At 64.0% G+C, this 17,705-nt stretch carries 11 protein-coding genes; 6 read left to right on the top strand and 5 right to left on the bottom strand.

The annotated features are described in order from the left end of the window. Positions 1-15 precede the first annotated feature (15 nt). The 4 genes from AC1D0I_RS05115 to AC1D0I_RS05100 all read right to left on the bottom strand — a co-directional run bounded on the left by AC1D0I_RS05115 (position 16) and on the right by AC1D0I_RS05100 (position 5,057). A complete protein-coding gene (locus tag AC1D0I_RS05115; RefSeq protein WP_477393464.1) occupies positions 16-1,224 on the bottom strand; it encodes an acetyl-CoA C-acetyltransferase in 1,209 nt (402 codons plus the stop codon). 83 nt (positions 1,225-1,307) lie between these two features. After that, positions 1,308-2,480 (bottom strand): acyl-CoA dehydrogenase family protein, encoded by a 1,173-nt coding sequence (locus tag AC1D0I_RS05110; RefSeq protein WP_477393462.1) that lies wholly within the window; start codon positions 2,478-2,480, stop codon positions 1,308-1,310. Between the two features lie 51 nt (positions 2,481-2,531). After that, positions 2,532-4,322, bottom strand: a complete 1,791-nt coding sequence (locus tag AC1D0I_RS05105; RefSeq protein WP_477393460.1) for an acyl-CoA dehydrogenase — start codon at positions 4,320-4,322, stop codon at positions 2,532-2,534. Positions 4,323-4,595: 273 nt separating this feature from the next. Then, the gene (locus AC1D0I_RS05100) at positions 4,596-5,057 is read right to left on the bottom strand and encodes a MerR family transcriptional regulator (protein WP_477393512.1); all 462 of its coding nucleotides are present in this window, start codon (positions 5,055-5,057) and stop codon (positions 4,596-4,598) included. 454 nt (positions 5,058-5,511) lie between these two features. On the opposite strand from AC1D0I_RS05100, the gene AC1D0I_RS05095 reads away from it, so the two are divergent. The 4 genes from AC1D0I_RS05095 to AC1D0I_RS05080 all read left to right on the top strand — a co-directional run bounded on the left by AC1D0I_RS05095 (position 5,512) and on the right by AC1D0I_RS05080 (position 12,842). Next, positions 5,512-9,564, top strand: a complete 4,053-nt coding sequence (locus tag AC1D0I_RS05095; protein ID WP_477393458.1) for a peptidoglycan-binding protein — start codon at positions 5,512-5,514, stop codon at positions 9,562-9,564. 192 nt (positions 9,565-9,756) lie between these two features. Then, positions 9,757-10,680, top strand: coding sequence for a sulfite exporter TauE/SafE family protein (locus AC1D0I_RS05090; protein ID WP_095082339.1), 924 nt, complete (start codon positions 9,757-9,759; stop codon positions 10,678-10,680). Beyond that, the gene (locus tag AC1D0I_RS05085; protein ID WP_477225354.1) at positions 10,680-11,471 is read left to right on the top strand and encodes a TIGR02186 family protein; all 792 of its coding nucleotides are present in this window, start codon (positions 10,680-10,682) and stop codon (positions 11,469-11,471) included. The genes AC1D0I_RS05090 and AC1D0I_RS05085 overlap by 1 nt, the downstream gene beginning before the upstream one ends. Positions 11,472-11,585: 114 nt before the next feature. Further along, positions 11,586-12,842 (top strand): Hsp70 family protein, encoded by a 1,257-nt coding sequence (locus AC1D0I_RS05080; RefSeq protein ID WP_477393456.1) that lies wholly within the window; start codon positions 11,586-11,588, stop codon positions 12,840-12,842. Positions 12,843-12,852: 10 nt separating this feature from the next. Here the strand turns inward: AC1D0I_RS05080 and AC1D0I_RS05075 are convergent, their stop codons facing one another. Continuing rightward, positions 12,853-13,761 (bottom strand): LysR substrate-binding domain-containing protein, encoded by a 909-nt coding sequence (locus AC1D0I_RS05075; protein WP_477393454.1) that lies wholly within the window; start codon positions 13,759-13,761, stop codon positions 12,853-12,855. A 278-nt stretch (positions 13,762-14,039) separates the two neighbouring features. Here AC1D0I_RS05075 and AC1D0I_RS05070 point away from each other — a divergent pair, with 278 nt between their 5' ends. Next, a complete protein-coding gene (locus AC1D0I_RS05070) occupies positions 14,040-16,970 on the top strand; it encodes a molybdopterin oxidoreductase family protein (protein ID WP_477393452.1) in 2,931 nt (976 codons plus the stop codon). After that, positions 16,967-17,701: a 4Fe-4S dicluster domain-containing protein gene (locus AC1D0I_RS05065; RefSeq protein ID WP_477393451.1), complete on the top strand. Its 735-nt coding sequence runs from the start codon at positions 16,967-16,969 to the stop codon at positions 17,699-17,701. Before AC1D0I_RS05070 ends, AC1D0I_RS05065 begins: the two co-directional genes overlap by 4 nt. Positions 17,702-17,705: the final 4 nt, after the last annotated feature.

Here is a 17,705-nt window from a genome sequence, read left to right as displayed (position 1 = left end):
GATTTCTCTCCCCTGTCAGACGCGTTCGATGATCGTTGCGGTGCCCATGCCGGCACCGATGCACAGCGTCACAAGCGCGGTGTTGAGATCGCGGCGCTCGAGTTCGTCCAGCACCGTGCCGAAGATCATCGCGCCGGTGGCGCCGAGCGGATGGCCCATGGCGATGGCGCCRCCATTGACGTTGATCTTGTCGTGCTCGATATCGAAGGCCTGCATGTAGCGCAGCACCACCGAGGCGAAGGCCTCGTTGAGCTCGAACAGGTCGATATCCGACAGCTTCATCTTGGCACGCTTCAACAGTTTCTCGGTGACGTCGACCGGACCGGTCAGCATCAGCACCGGTTCGGAGCCGATGTTGGCGAAGGTGCGGATGCGAGCGCGCGGCTTCAGCCCCATCGCCTTACCGGCCTTCTTCGAGCCGAGCAGCACGGCGGCGGCGCCATCGACGATGCCGGACGAATTGCCGGCATGGTGGACGTGGTTGACCTCTTCCACCTCGGGGTGCTTCTGCACGGCGACGGCATCGAAACCACCCATTTCGCCGGGCATGACGAAGGACGGGTTGAGCGAGGCCAGCGACTGCATGTCGGTCGACGGACGCATGTGTTCGTCATGGTCGAGGATGGTCAGGCCGTTCTGGTCCTTGATCGGAATGACGGACTTCTTGAAGCGGCCGTCGGCCCAGGATTTGGCCGCGCGCTTCTGGCTCTCGACCGCATAGGCGTCGACGTCGTCGCGCGAGAAGCCGTATTTGGTGGCGATCAGGTCGGCCGAGATGCCTTGCGGCACGAACCAGCCGGGCAGGCCAACCGAAGGATCCATAAACCAGGCGCCGCCAGAGGCGCCCATGCCGACCCGCGACATCGATTCAACGCCGCCAGCGATGACGATGTCATCGGCGCCCTGCGCGATCTTGGCGGCGCCGAAATTGATGGCGTCGAGGCCCGAAGCGCAGAAGCGCGAGATCTGCATGCCAGGCGCCTTGGTGTCGTAGCCAGCCTCGAAGGCGGCGGCGCGCGGAATGACCGAGCCCGCCTCGCCGACCGGATCGACGCAGCCGAAGATGATGTCGTCGACATTGCCGGTGTCGAGCCCGTTGCGATCGCGCAATGCCTCGAGCGTCCTGGCGGCAAGCCGCACCGCCGGCACCTCGTGCAGCGATCCGTCCTTCTTGCCCCTGCCGCGCGGGGTGCGCACAGCATCATAGACATAAGCTTCGGCCATCTTTTTTGCTCCTTGGGTTTATCGAACGGCTTTGGACTGATGCATGTCGATCTCCCAAAAATGGGACCTTTGGGCGACATGCATTAGAGCGAGCGTCCGATCAGCAATTTCATGATCTCGTTGGTGCCGCCGTAGATGCGCTGGACGCGAGCGTCGCGGAACATGCGGGCGATCGGGTATTCATTCATGTAGCCATAGCCGCCATGCAATTGAAGGCATTCGTCGACGACTTTTCCCTGCAGGTCGCTGAGCCAGTATTTGGCCATCGACGCCGTCACCGGGTCGAGGCCACCGGCGATGTGGCGGGCGACGCAGTCATTGTAGAAGACCCGGCCGATGGTTGCCTCGGTCTTGAGTTCGGCCAGCTTGAACTGGGTGTTCTGGAAATCGATGATCGCCTTGCCGAACGCCTTGCGTTCCTTCACGTAATCGATGGTCAGCGCCAGTGCCCGCTCGATCATGGCAATGGCGCTGGTGCCGATTTGTAGCCGCTCCTGCGGCAATTGCTGCATCAGCTGGACAAAGCCCTGCCCTTCCTCGTGGCCGAGCAGGTTGGACGTCGGCACGCGCATATCGTTGAAGAACAGCTCCGACGTGTCGTTGGCCTTCAGCCCGATCTTGTCGAGGTTGCGGCCGCGCTGGAAGCCTTCGACCTCATCGGTCTCGACGACGATCAGCGAGGTGCCCTTGGCGCCCTTCTCCGGATTGGTCTTGGTGACGACGATGACGAAGTTGGCAAGCTGGCCATTGGTGATGAAGGTCTTGGAACCGTTGATCTTGTACTGGTTGCCATCCTTCTCGGCCCGCGTCTTGACGCCTTGCAGATCGGAGCCGGCACCTGGCTCAGTAATGGCGATGGCACCGATCAGCTCGCCGGTCGCCAGCTTCGGCAGCCATTTCTTCTTCTGCTCTTCAGAGCCGTAGTGGAGGATGTAGGGGGCGACGATCGAGTTGTGCAGGCCGATACCGAAACCGTCGACACCGACATGGCCTATGGCCTCGATGATGGTGCTCTCATGCGCGAAGGTGCCGCCGGAGCCGCCATATTCCTCCGGCATCGAGGCGCAGAGCAGACCGGCAGCGCCGGCCTTCAACCAGCTCTCGCGGTCGACCATCTCGTTCTTCTCGAATTCGTCGTAGCGCGGAGCGATTTCCTCCGACATGAAGCGGTGCGCCATGTCGTAGAGCATGCCGACCTCGTCCGCGGCCCAGGCGGGCTTCGGCAAAGTGAGCACTTCGGCGGGATTTGTCGCCACGATTTCCTCCGCGTATCGACAGGACAGGGCCGGCGGTGCCGGCGTTCGAGCTTAGAACGCTTCCGCCGGCAGAGCCATCAGCGTGTCGGCACCGCTCGAAATGCGGGCGAGGTGAGCGCCGGTTTCCGGCATGATCCGCTCCATGAAGAAGCGCGCAGTCACAACCTTGTTGTCGTAGAAGGACTGCGAACCGTTGGCCCCCGTCTTGCCGAGCGCCGCCTTGGCCATCTGCGCCCACATATAGCCCAACGCCACAAGGCCGAAGAGATGCATAAAATCGGTCGAGGCGGCGCCCGCATTGTCGGGCTTGGCCATGCCGTTCTGCAGCAGCCACATGGTGGCGGCCTGAAGGTCGTTGAGGCCCTTCTTCAGCGCCTTCGTGAACGGCGCCATCTTCTCGTCGGAACGGTTTTCCTCGCAGAATTCGCCGACGTCCTTGAAGAAGGCCTGCACGGCGCGGCCGCCATTCAAACCCAGCTTGCGGCCGACAAGGTCGAGCGCCTGGATGCCGTTGGCGCCTTCATAGATCATGGCGATGCGGGCATCGCGCACGAACTGGCTCATGCCGTGCTCTTCGATGTACCCGTGACCGCCGAACACCTGCTGCGCCATCACGGCGTGGTCGAACCCCTTGTCGGTGAGCACGCCCTTGACCACTGGCGTCAACAGGCCGGTGTAGTCGTCGGCGGCCTGGCGGTCCTTGTCGTCGCCAGAGCGGTGGGCGACGTCGGACTTGATCGCCGTCCAAAGCGCCAGGGCGCGGCCGGCCTCGTTGAAGGCCTTCATGGTCATCAGGCTGCGGCGGATGTCGGGATGGACGATGATCGGGTCGGCCTTCTTGTCCGGTGCCTTCGGCCCCGACAGGGAGCGGCCCTGCAAGCGGTCCTTGGCGTAAGCGGCGGCGTTCTGGTAGGCGATCTCCGACAGCGACAGCCCTTGCAGGCCAACGCCAAGGCGCGCCTCGTTCATCATCGTGAACATTGCCTTCAAACCACCATTGGCCTCGCCGAGCAACGTGCCTTCGGCCTCGTCATAGTTCATGACGCAGGTCGAGTTGCCGTGGATGCCCATCTTCTCCTCGATCGAACCGCAGGAGACGGTGTTCCTGTTGCCGGGATTGCCCGATGCGTCGAGCTTGAGCTTTGGCACGATGAACAGCGAGATGCCTTTGACGCCTTCCGGCGCGCCCTCGATGCGGGCCAGCACCAGATGGACGATGTTGTCCGACATGTCGTGCTCGCCGGCCGAGATGAATATCTTCTGGCCTGAAATCTTGTAGGTGCCATCGCCATTCGGCACCGCCTTGGTTCGCAGCAGGCCAAGATCGGTACCGCAATGCGGCTCGGTCAGATTCATGGTGCCGGTCCAGGCACCCTCAACCATCTTCGGCAGCCATTTGGATTTCTGGTCGTCGGTGCCGTGGGTGATGATCGCCGCGATCGCGCCCTGCGTCAGGCCCGGATACATCATCAGCGACATGTTGGCCGACACCATATATTCGGCAACGGCGGTGTGCACCGCGTAGGGCAGCCCCTGGCCGCCGAACTCGACGGGTGCGGCCAGTCCCATCCAGCCGCCCTCGCGATACTGGTCGAAGGCCTCCTTGAAACCTTTCGGCGTCGTCACCGAACCGTCGTCATGGCGGACACAGCCTTCGATGTCGCCGACACGGTTCAGCGGATGCATGACGTTTTCGGCGAGCTTGGCGCCTTCGGCGAGAATAGCCTCCAGTACATCGGGCGTGGCGTCGGCAAATCCGGGAAGGTTCGAATAGCGCTGATAGCCCAGTACCTCGTTGAGCACGAACAGCGTATCCTGGACCGGAGCCCTGTATGTCGGCATGCTTTCCTCCACCCTGCAGACCTGTCCGAATGCCCCCGAAGTCTACCAAGGTGGCATGCGGACCCATGTTGCGAGCGGGATAGCAAAAATTGACGTTTGCGTAAACGTCAATTTTTTCGATGCGACAAGATTTCCCGCCCACCGCGCGGTGAACGTAGCGGCGAGGCGTTGCACAAGCTAGCGGCGAGAGGCTGCATTGGGCCGCGGCCAAGACGACGAAAAGCCGCGCGGCAGGGCCACGCGGCTTTGAAAGTCAGACAGTCAGCGGATGAGTTAGCCCGCGACGCTCGCCTGCGGCGCCGAACGCTCGGCCAGCATCTGGCGCACCGCCGACATCGAGCCACTCAGCTCGTTGATGGCGTCATCGATCAGCGCCCGCTGCTTCTGTAGCCGGGCAAGCTGCTTTTCCGACTTGTCCAGCGCCAGCCGCAGTTGCTTGGTGTTGGAGCCGGTCGGATCGTAGAGGTCCATCATCTGCTTGACGTCGCGCAGCGAGAACCCAACCTTGCGGCCAAGCAGGATCAGCTTCAGCCGGGCCTTATCGCGGCGCGTATAGAGACGGGTCGAACCGTCGCGCTGCGGGTTGAGCAGGCCCTTGTCTTCATAGAAACGCAGCGTGCGCAGCGTCACTCCATATTTCTTGGCCATCTCACCGATGCGGACAAGGTCCTCGCCGGTTTCGACAGACATATTGTTGGTATTGGCCGCGGTCTCGCTGGCCGAGATAAGCTTCATGGTCACTGGCTTTCCCCATCTGGTGGCGTCGCGGTCCTGGACCGTGCGTCGCCTGACTGGAAGCGGGGGCTTGCTTCCGGTCGTGGTTTCAACAAACAAATCGCAAACAGCACGCTCAGGGCGCCTTTTACGTTTACGTCAATTCTATACCGATAGCCGCCTCATGACGCAAGGGCGTTCTGCGCGGCGAGCGTTATGCCGCACCGTGCTGTCGGCATCCGACATCCTTGCAACTTCTTAAGTTTGGTTAACGCGTTGTTTACCACGTTGGGCGAAATGTGGGCGCGTCGGCTACCCGTGGTTATCCTGTATCGAATTTTTCACGGTTTTTCGGAGCGCGGGTGAGAGCCCGGGAAGCTCGTCTTCCACTGCGGCATAGCCGCTGTCGCCTCGTTCCGACAGGGACTTGGGGGAACTGGCCGCGAGCCAGCCAATCTGAAAGACGGACGCACCGATGAACAGCAAGCGGTCCTACCTCGATACACTCAACGCCGGCAGGCAGCGCAGGCCGCAGACCACGCTCGAGCAGTTGAACCGTTCCCTCGAAACGCTGGAGCAGCGGCTGGAGCGTACGCGCGAGGACCCGATGGCACGGCCCGAGCCCCGCCAATACGGGGCCGATGCGCGCTATCCAGCAGCCCAACCCTCTGGCCAACCCTCCAGCCAGCAGCGCTGGTACGAGGATCCGCAGCCGGCGCCGCGCCCGACGAGCCCGCCGCCGCCCGCCGCCGCTTTCGGGCAGAATTACCAGGCCATCGCCCGCGACATCGATCGCGTGCGTGGCCAGGAGGACGGCGTTGCCATGGTCGGCAAGATCGCCGGCGAGTTGCGCGGCATGCGCGAGGAACTGCGCCACCAGATGACGGCTGGGCTGCAGCGGGAATTCGAAGCGCTGCGCAAGGACATCGAGCGGGCTTTCCAGTCGGGCGCCAGGCCGGGCACCTCGGCCAAGGGCAGCGCCGAACTCGGCCTTGAATTCGAACGGCTCTCCGGCGCCATCCAGACACTGGCCGAGAAGAGCGACGACAGAAGCGTCAACATGCTGCGGCTCGAGCTCGAACAGGTCAAGGCCGCGCTCGACACGCTGGCGCGCGAGGAGAGCGTGCAGAAGGTCGACCGCCGCTGGGACGATTTCGATCGCCGCTGGACGGCCTTCGAGGACCGCGTCGACGCCGATCAGCGCAAGCGCTCCGACGACCCCGGCCTATCAATGCTGACCGACCGGCTGGAGCAGATCAGCAACGCCGTCAACAATCTGCCGGAATCGCTGTCGCTGCGCTCGCTCGAGGAAAAGGTCCGCACGCTTGCCGGCGCCGTCGATCATTTCGCCAGCCAGCAGGACAATCGTGGCAGCGACACGCTTGGCATGATCGACGAGCGGCTGGACGAGATCTCCCGCGCCATCGTCGCCTCGACGGTCGCCGCGCAAGCCAATTCTTTCGACCACGAGGCTTTCGAGCGCATCGAGAAGCGGATCGACTCGCTTGCCCAACAGATCGAGGAAGTCGCGCAGGACCGCCCGGGCAACGCTGTCATGGACCGGCTGAGCACCCTGTCGAGCCGTGTCGACGAGCTCGCCGGCCGCGCCAACCTGCCCGAGCAGGCAATGGAGCGCCTGGCCAAGCAGATCGCGCTCATTGCCGACAAGATCGACCAGGCGCCTGCGATGCCCGACGCCGACTATATCTTCCATGGCCTGGAGCAACGCTTCGACGTGCTGTCGAGCATGATGGAACGTCGCCAGGGCGACGCCATCGAACAGGGCAACATGCTATTCCGCGATCTCGAGCGGCGGCTGGACGAGGTGGCCGACAGGCTGGACCAGCGCATGCCGCATGTCGACAGCGCCGGCATCATGGAAGCCATCGACGCCCGCTTCACCGCGCTGGCCAAGCGCATCGAAACGCGTGTTCCCGATCCCGCAGGCGAAGCCGCGATCCGCGGCCTGGAAAGCCGGCTCGAAGACATTTCAAGCCGGCTGGACGCATCGGCCGCGCAGGTGGCCGGCATCGATCCGGCACTGATCCGCAGCCTGGAGGCGCAGGTCGCCGGCCTGTCCGCCCACCTTTCAAGGCCCAGCACGCCCCTGCCGGAATTCGAGGACATCAGCCCGCGTCTCGACGAGATCGAAAAGTCGCTGTCCGGAACGCGCGATTCCATCCTCGGCGCGGCGCGCGAAGCGGCCGAGAACGCGGTGCGTTCGCTGGCCGGTTCGAGCGCCAACACGACAGCCGTTTCCGGCCTCGCCCAGGACCTGAAGACCCTCGAAACGCTGACGCGGCGCTCGGACGAGCGCAATTCGAGAACATTCGAAGCCATCCACGACACGCTGCTGAAGATCGTCGACCGGTTGGGTTCGCTGGAACCCGGCGAACCGGTCGAGGCGGTGAGCGAACTCCTGGATGCGGCTGCGGTCGGACCCAACAGCCGGCGCGGTGCGCGGCGGTCCAAGATGGCCGTCGAGGCACCGTCAATGGATATCGATCAGCCTGTACCGCTTACCGGGGACATGGCCGATCTCGATGGCCGCGCCGCCGCTATCCTGCGCAATGATCCGGGCATGCGTGGCGACCTGGATACGCGTGGCGACCTGGATATGCGTGGCGACCTGGATATGCGTGGCGACGTGGGCACGCGCTCACCAGCCGAAGCCGCCGCTGCCGCGGCCCTGGCTGCCCTCAGTTCCGACACCATCGCCGAGAAAAGCGAACAGGCAGGCGGCCGCAAATCGTTGTTCGGCGGGTTGGCACGTGCATTCAGGGGCAAGAAGGAGGCCGACATTCCGCCGCTGGCCGGCTCGGCGCCGATTGCCCCAACACCGAGCGTCGACCTCGACGAACCGCTCGACCCAAAATTGGCCAATCGGCCGCTGGAGCCCGGCTCCGGCGCGCCCGACCTCAATGCCATCATGAAGCGGGTGCGCGACGAGCGCGGCCAGCCGGCCAAGCCCAGCGACACCGATGCCGCCAAATCGGATTTCATCGCCGCAGCGCGGCGCGCGGCGCAGGCCGCCGCCGCCGAGGCCGATGCGCTGAAGCGCCAGTCGACGATGACCGGACCCGTGAAGGCATTGCGGATCGGCGACCTGCTCAAGGCGCGGCGCAAGCCGATCCTGATGGCGGCCGCCGCGATCATGCTGGCGCTCGCCGGCCTGCAACTGGGCAAGGCCTTCTTCGCCGATCCGGCGCAGGTGGCAAGCAACGACGCCGCGCCGATCGTCGCCTCGCAACCGGTGCAAACCGCCTCGGTCGATGCGGCTAGCCAGCCGAAGGCGGACGTTCAGCCGCAGTCCGTGGAAAGCGCGCCGGCCCGTTCCGTCAGACAGGCCGAGCAGTCCGAACCGGCAGCCAAGGATGACATGGCCGCGCAAAGCACGATGGCCACGCCGCCAAGCATCGAGCCTTCGATGGATGCGGCACCGACAGCCCAGCCGGTTCCTGCGCCTGTTGCTTCGGCGACGCCCGCAGATGCGAGCGCAGCGGCGCCCGACATGACAGCTTCGGCTGCTGCGCTCCCGGCTGGTCCGGCCCCGGTCGCCGCGGAAGCGACCGATGCCGATACCGGGCCTGTGATGGCCGAGCCGAACACCGCCAAGGACACCACGGGCGCGGTTCCACCGGCGGACGCTTCGCCGGCGGCGGCCACCGCCAAGTTCGACATTCCCACCGACGTCGGCCCGCTCGGCTTGCGCGATGCCGCTGCCGGCGGCGACGCCAAGGCATTGTTCGAGGTCGGTTCGCGCTACGCCGAGTCGCGTGGCGTCAAGGAAGACATGGCGGCAGCCGCCAAATGGTATGAGAAGTCGGCCGAACTCGGCTTCGCGCCGGCCGAATACCGTATCGGCAATTTCTTCGAGAAGGGCATTGGCGTCGCGCGCGATATCAAGAAGGCGAAGACCTGGTACCAGCTCGCCGCCGAGCAGGGCAACGCCAGCGCCATGCACAACCTGGCCGTGCTGTTCGCCATGGCCGCGGATGGCGTCACCGACAATGAGTCGGCCGCGCACTGGTTCCAGGCGGCGGCAGACGTCGGCGTCAAGGACAGCCAGTTCAACCTCGGCATCCTCGCCGCCAAGGGCGTCGGGATGAAGCAGAACCTCGAGGAATCCTACAAATGGTTCGCGCTCGTCGCCAAGACCGGCGACAAGGATGCGGCGGCCAAGCGTGACGAGATCGCGAATGCGATGCGGCCCGAGCAACTCGAACGCGCCCGTGCCGCGGCCGAACTGTGGAAGGCCAAGCCGCTGGATGCGGCAGCCAATTCGGTCGACATTCCCGAATCGTGGCAGGACGGCGCGCCGCAGACGACCGCCAGCGTCGACATGAAGAAGGCCGTCGAGAACATCCAGCGCATTCTCAACAAGAATGGCTACGATGCAGGCGACGCCGACGGCAGGATGGGCCAGAAGACGAAGACCGCGATCATGGCTTTCCAGACCGACAACAAGCTGCCGGCGACCGGCACGGTCGACGAAAAACTGGTCAAGGCGCTGCTGGCGCGCAAATAACGGCAGATGCGTCGCTTCCACGACGCCCTTGCCACACATTTGCCTGTTAACTGATTGAGATGTTTTTTGTTTCGGCAATGCTGCGTGGTTTGACTTCGTAGCACCTCCGGCGCAAGAACAAAATGGCTTGTCGGGTCAAGATGCCCGCAACGGTTGCATTCACCGACAGGCAAAACTGATCGAGACTGACGGGTGGGCATCTATCTCCCGATCGCGGAAATTTCCGTCAACGTCTTCGTACTGCTGGCCATGGGTGCGGCAGTGGGCTTCCTGTCGGGCATGTTTGGCGTCGGCGGTGGCTTCCTCATCACGCCGCTGCTGATCTTCTACAACATCCCCCCGGCGATCGCCGTCGCCACCGGCGCCAACCAGGTCATCGCCTCCTCCTTCTCCGGCGTCCTTTCGCACATGAAGCGAGGTACGCTCGACTTCAAGCTCGGCGGCGTGCTGCTGGCCGGCGGCATCGTTGGCTCCACCGGTGGCATCTTCGTCTTCGCCTTCCTGCGCAGGCTCGGCCAGCTCGACCTGTTCATCTCGCTGCTTTATGTCGTGYTGCTCGGCACGGTCGGCGGGCTGATGCTGGTCGAAAGCGTCAATGCGCTCCGCGCCACGCGCAGCGGCGCGGCACCGGTGCTGAAGAAATCCGGCCAGCACAATTGGATCCACCGCTTGCCGCTGAAGATGCGGTTCAGGGCCTCGAAACTGTTCGTCAGCGTCATCCCCGTGCTGGGTCTTGGCGCCGGCATCGGCTTCCTGTCGTCGATCATGGGCGTCGGCGGCGGCTTCATCATGGTGCCGGCGCTGATCTATCTGCTGAAAGTGCCGACCAATGTCGTCATCGGCACTTCGCTGTTCCAGATCATCTTCACCTCCGCCTACACGACTCTGGTCCATGCCACCACCAACCAGACGGTCGACGTCGTGCTGGCCTTCCTGTTGATGGCGGGCGGCGTTGCCGGCGCCCAATACGGCGCCAAGGCCGGCCAGAGGCTGCGCGGCGAGCAGCTCAGGGCCTTGCTGGCACTGCTGGTGCTGGCGGTGGCGATCCGCCTCGCCATCGACCTCTTCGTCACACCGCCCAATCTCTATTCGCTGACCGCCACGGGCCTCAACTGATGAGGGGGCCCAAAGCGTTCGCAACCGCCATTGTCCTGTCGTTGCTTGCGGTCGCCGTGCCGGTCAAGGCACAGACACCACCGGTAGAAGGCATCCAGATCGGCCTCTCCACCGACAATGTTTCGATCACCGCCGGCTTTTCCGGCGCCGACCTGACCATTTTCGGCTCGCTGGAAAATCCCGACCCGCTGGTTGCCCGTCAAGGCAGATACGATGTCATCGTCGTGCTCGAGGGTCCGCCGCGCCCGGTCGTGGTGCGCCGCAAGGACCGGGTGCTCGGCGTCTGGGTCAACCTGGAGTCCGAAACCTTCGAGAATGTGCCGATGTCGTATTCGGTGGCGACGACGCGACCGCTGCAGGACATCACCGAACCGAACAGCTACAAGCAGCTGTCGCTCGGTGCCTCCAACCTCTACATGCAGCCGGCCGACGCTGGCGACAACCCGGCGACCATCGAGGAATTCACTGCGGCGCTGCGCAGCCGCAAAACAGCGACCGGCCTCTACAGCGAGAATGTCGGCGGCGTGCAATTCCTGTCGCAGAACCTGTTCCGCGCCACCGTCAGGCTGGCACCGAATGTTCCGGTCGGCACCCACAAGGCACGCGCCTTCCTGTTCAAGAGCGGCGTGTTCATCAAGGAAAGCTCGGCCCAGCTCGAAATCCGCAAATCCGGCTTCGAGCAGTCGATCTTCCGTGTCGCGCACAATTATTCCTTCCTCTATGGCGTCTTCGCGATATCGCTGGCCATGCTGACGGGCTGGCTCGGTAGGGTGATCTTCCGAAAGGATTAGGCGCCGGATTTCCAAAAAGGGTTTCCCTTTCCGGCGTCTTGCGTTAGAGAGCACGCCCCCGGCCCGACCGGACACGAGTTGCCGCTCCCCAAAGACAAAATCAGGAAACTTGCCATGCGACCAGCATTCGGCGGTATCGACTTTGGCACTTCAAACTCCACCGTTGGCGTGGTCCGCAACGGGCAGCCGCGCCTCGTCGCACTTGAAGATGGGCAGGTCACGCTGCCCAGTGCCGTGTTCTTCAACTTCGAGGACAACCGCACCTGTTTCGGACGCCACGCCATTGCCAACTACACCGACAGCATCGAAGGCCGGCTGATGCGCTCGCTGAAGAGCGTGCTCGGCAGTTCGCTTGCCCACGAGAAGACCCGCATCAAGTCCCGCTCGATCGGCTTCATGGAGATCGTCGGCCTGTTCCTCGGCCACCTCCGCAAAAAACTGGAGGAAGATGCCGGCGGCGCGGTCGAAACAGTGGTGCTCGGCCGCCCGGTGCAATTCGTCGACGACGATCCCGAGGCCGATACAAACGCCCAGGGCGAACTTGAGAAGGCCGCGCGCGCCCAGGGCTTCAAACACATCGCTTTCCAGTTCGAGCCGATCGCGGCGGCGCTCGACTATGAGCAGAAGGTGACGCGCGAGGAACTAGCGCTGATCGTCGACATGGGCGGCGGCACCTCGGACTTCTCGATCGTGCGGGTCTCACCGCAGCGCTCGCGCTCGCTCGACCGCAAGGACGACATCCTGGCCAGCCGCGGCATCCATATCGGCGGCACGGATTTCGACCGACTGTTGAGCATCGCCCATGTGATGCCGCAGCTCGGCTATCTGACCCCGACCAAGGACGGCAAGCGCAATCTGCCGGCCAGCTACTTCATCGATCTCGCGACATGGCAGCGCATCAACCTGGTCTACACCGCCAAGGCAATGACGCATTTGCGCCAGATCCGCTACGAGGCCGAGCGCGCCGACCTGGTCGACCGCTTCATCCACATTGTCGAGCATCGCTATGGACATGCGCTGGCGGCCCTTGTCGAAAAGGCCAAAATCGAGCTGACCGACAGATCATCGGCTCAGGTGGCGGTGAAGCTGCCGGGGGCGGCGTTCGCCGCCGAAATCACGCGCACCGGGTTGGACGCCACGATTGCCAGGGACATCGAGCGGGTCACCGCAACGGTCGGGCAGACCATCCGCGACGCCCAGGTCAAGCCATCCGACATCACCGCGGTGTTCCTGACCGGCGGGTCGACCGCAATCCCGCTGGCAAGACGAGAGATTCTCTCCTTGGTACCGCAGGCAACCGTCATCGAAGGCGACATGTTCGGCTCGGTCGGGCTTGGCCTGGCGCTCGACGCCCAGCGAAAGTTTGGCTGACACGGCCCACTCACGGGCGGGCGGGCGCCGCTTCATCGGCACTGGCGCTGAGATGCGCCTTGAGCGCCATCTGGGCAAGGCTCGCCTGCCGGTCGCGGTGGGTGATGATGGCGAAGTCGCGCTTCGGCAGGTCAATAGGCACCGCGCGCAAACTGCCTTCGGCAATCGCGCCGCCGACGACGAGTTCGGAAATGATGGTGGCGCCGGCACCCGCCTCGACCGCCTGGCGGATGGCCTCGTTGCTCGGCAGCACCAGGAATATCTGCAGGTCGGCGAGCGAAATTCCTTCGCGGCGGGCCAGATCCTCCAGCACTTCGCGCGTGCCCGAACCACCCTCGCGGATGATCCAGCGGAGGCCCTTGATGTCGGGCCGGCCTTGCGAGACTTCGGCGATCTCGGGGTGGGTGCTGGCGACGACCAGCATCAACTTGTCTACGTCGACCTTGGCACGGCGCAGGATGTCGGATTCCGTCCGCCCCTCGACCAGACCGAGATCCGCGGCACCATCGAGGACATTGGCCTCGACCTGCCTGGTGTTGCCGATGGTGACGCTCAACCTGACGGCGGGATAGGCCTCGTGGAAAGAAGCCAGCCGGCGCGGCAGCCAATAGCTGGCGATGGTCTGGCTGGCGGCGATCGAGAGGCTGCCGGTGACCGTCTGCGAGACATGCTCCAGCACGTTGCGTGCAGTGGCCGCCCGCTCCAGCACGGCCTTGGCTTCCGGCAGGAAGCGGTGCCCGGTCTGGGCGAGCTCGATGTTGCGGCCGACCCGGTTGAACAGATGGACGCCGTGCTGCTCTTCAAGCGCGCGAATAGCGGCAGACGCGGCCGATTGGGAAATGCCAAGCAGCTCGGCCGCCTTGGTCATGTGGCCACGCTCGGCAACGGCGACGAAAATCCGCAATTGGTCCAGGGTCATGCGTGAATTAAGAACCAATATCGATCGAATTTACAAGAACAACTGATTAGACAGATCGATAGCTTTATTCTACGTTTTCGAGTGAAGTTAGAAAAAATTCGCCACCGAATCGCAGGGAACAAAATGATCGGGCGGTTCAGATCCCTGCTTGCCCATTGGACCCGCGGCATCCGGCGGCGGTTGGCCGGTGACCGATACCACCCGGAAGAGCACTATATGCGCGGCCCCGGGCCGAAGACTCGAGCCAAGTCCGCCGGCCGTGCGGGCACCAGCGGATCATGATGCACCGACCGCCGCGCGGCGCAAATTCGGCACCATCGCAACGCCCGCTTGCTGACACGCGCGCGCCCGATGAAGGCGACGGCGTCGACACCTCGCCGGACATTTCCGACAGCATCGCCAAGACGACCTGCTACATGTGCGCCTGCCGCTGCGGCATCGACGTGCACATCAAGGACGGCAAGGTCCGCTACATCAACGGCAACAAGGACCATCCGGTCAATCGCGGCGTGATCTGCGGCAAGGGCAGTTCCGGCATCATGCAGCACTACAGCCCGGCCCGGCTGAAAAAACCATTGCTGCGCACAGGCCTGCGCGGCTCGGGAGAATTCCGCGAGATCGAGTGGGAAGAAGCGTTCTCGATCGCGACCGAGCGGCTCTCGGCCATCCGCCGGACCGATCCGAAGAAACTTGCCTTCTTCACCGGTCGCGACCAGTCGCAGTCGCTCACCGGCTGGTGGGCCAGCCAATTCGGCACGCCGAACTTCGCCGCCCATGGCGGCTTCTGTTCGGTCAACATGGCGGCCGGAGGCCTTTATACGATCGGCGGCTCGTTCTGGGAGTTCGGCGAACCCGACTGGGACAACACCAGATACTTCATGCTGTTCGGCGTCGCCGAGGACCACGATTCCAACCCGATCAAGATCGGCCTCGGCAAGCTCAAGGCGCGCGGTGCCAAGGTGGTTTCGATCAATCCGTGCCGGACCGGCTACAACGCCATTGCAGACGACTGGATCGGCATCCGGCCCGGCACCGATGGCCTGTTCGTGTTCGCCCTCATACACGAACTGCTGAAGGCCGGGCGCGTCGATCTCGACTATCTCCTGCGCTACACCAATGCGCATTTGCTCGTCATCCAGGAGCCGGGTGCGGCGGATGACGGCCTGTTCGTGCGTGACGCCGGCGGCAATCCACTGGCCTGGGACAGGGTTGCGAAGACGCCTGTCAACGCCACCGATGCCGGCGCGAAACCTGCGCTGACGGGCAGCTTCATCGTCGACGGCCACCGTTGCGTGCCGGTGTTCCAGCTCATCGCCGACCGCTATCTCGATGAGAGCTACGCACCCGATGCGGTGGCGGAGCGCTGCGGCATTCGCGCCGACACGATCCGCAGGATCGCCGCCGAACTCGCGCATGTCGCCTTCGAACAGACGATCGAATTGCCGGTCGCCTGGACCGACTGGGCCGGGCGCCGGCACGAGACGATCAAGGGGCGGCCAGTGTCGATGCATGCCATGCGCGGCATCTCCGCCCATTCGAACGGCTTTCACACCTGCCGCGCCATCCATCTCTTGCAGGTGCTGCTCGGCACCGTGGATGTCCCCGGCGGCTTCCGCTTCAAGCCGCCCTACCCGAGATCGGCGCCGCCGGGCCCAAAGCCTTCAGGCAAGACCGTCAAGCCGATGACGCCGCTCGACGGCATGCCGCTCGGCTTCGTCTGCGGGCCGGACGACCTTTTGGTCGACGAGGCCGGCATGCCTGTTCGCATCGACAAGGCCTATTCCTGGGATGCACCGCTGGCGGCACATGGCCTCATGCACACCGTCATCCGCAACGCATGGGCCGGCGATCCGTACCCGATCGACACGTTGATGATGTACATGTCGAACATGGCCTGGAATTCCTCGATGAACACCGTCGAGACCATGGCGATGCTGACCGACCATGACGAAGCGGGCAACTACAGGATTCCCTTCATCATCTATTCCGACGCCTACTATTCCGAGACGGTACCGTTCGCCGATCTCGTGCTGCCGGACACAACCTATCTCGAACGCCATGATTGCATCAGCCTGCTCGACCGGCCGATCAGCCATGCCGACGGACCAGGGGACGCCATCCGCCATCCCGTCGTCGAGCCGGATCGCGACGTCAGGCCGTTCCAGTCGGTGCTGATCGAACTCGGCGCGCGGCTTGGCCTGCCGTGCTTCGTCAATGACGACGGCTCGGCCAGATACCGCGACTATGCCGATTACATCGTCAACCATGAGCGGACGCCCGGCATCGGCCCGCTTGCCGGCTGGCGTGGCAAGGACGGGAGTGCGATCGGCAAGGGCGAGGCCAATCCGGACCAATTGCAGCGCTACATCGACAATGGCGGCTTCTGGCACCACGATTTCGCCGAGGACCAGCGCTACTACAAGATGGCCAACCGCTCCTATCTCGACTTCGCGGTGCAGATGGGTTTCATCCCCAAGGCTGAGCCGGTCGTCTTCCAGCTCTATTGCGAGCCTCTGCAGCGCTTCAGGCTGGCCGCACGCGGCCATGGCCGCGTGGTGCCGCCAGAGGGCGACCGCCAGCGCATCGAGACCTATATGGACCCGCTGCCGTTCTGGTACGTGCCGTTCGAGGAAGCGGCCGTCGATTTGCAAGACTATCCGCTGCACGCGCTGACGCAGCGGCCGATGCATATGTATCATTCCTGGGGCTCGCAGAATGCGTGGCTGAGACAGATCACCAGCCAGAACCGGCTGTTCGTGCATCACCGGACCGCCGCTGGTCTCGGTCTTGTCGATGACGACTGGGTGTGGATCGAAAGCATCAACGGCAAGGTCAAGGGGCAGATCAAGCTGGTCGACGGGGTGAACGAAAGCACGGTCTGGACCTGGAACGCGATCGGCAAGCGGCGAGGCAGCTGGGGGCTGAAGGACGATGCGGCCGAATCCAATCGCGGCTTCCTGATCAACCACATCATCGGCGACCAGACTTCGGCCGACGCCAACGGCAAACGCTATTCGAACTCCGATCCGGTGACCGGTCAGGCGGCGTGGTTCGACCTGCGCGTGCGCATCGTCGAATGCCAGGCCGAGGAGGCCGGCTTCACCGAGCCGCAATTCGAACGTTTCCAGCAACCGCCTGGCTTCGAACCCTCACCCGACAGACTGACCTTCGGCGCTGAGTTCCGCCGGGCAAGGGAGGCGGCCGAATGACCTGTCTGCCAAGTCAAAGCGGCAAGAAGCTCGGCCTCGTCATCGATCTCGACACCTGCGTCGGCTGCCAGGCCTGCGTCACCGCCTGCAAGGAATGGAACACCGGCGGCCACATGGCGCCGCTGACCGACATCGACCCCTATGGCGGCCATGTCGACGGCGTCTGGTTCAACCGCGTCCACAGCTACGAACACACCACCGACATGGGCGGGCGGACCGTGAACTTCCCGCGCTCCTGCCTGCATTGCGAGACGCCGGCCTGCGTCACGGTCTGCCCGACCGGCGCCTCCTACAAGCGGGCCTCGGACGGCATCGTGCTGATCGACGAGGACAAGTGCATCGGCTGCAAATTGTGCAGTTGGGCCTGCCCTTATGGGGCGCGCGAATTCGATCGTGATGTCGGCGTGATGAAGAAGTGCACGCTGTGCGTCGACCGCATCTACAATGACAATCTGGCCGAGGAAGACCGCGTGCCGGCCTGCGTCGCGGCTTGCCCGACCAGCGCCCGGCATTTCGGCGATCTCGGCGATCCCGCATCGGCCGTCTCGCAGCTGGTGGCGGAGCGCGGCGGCGTCGACCTGATGCCGGAACTCGGCTATCACCCGACCAACAAATATTTGCCGCCACGCGCCCACACCAAGCGCGCCGCATCGGTGGCCGCGCCGGCACTCGAAGCGGTGCGGGCCGAAGGGGGCTTCCTGGGCTGGGTCGACCGCATGCTTTCGAACTGACATC

This window comes from Mesorhizobium sp. P2_D1, assembly GCF_056404455.1.
Note: the sequence above shows the minus strand (reverse complement) of the source record. Positions and strands in the feature narration are given on the sequence as shown.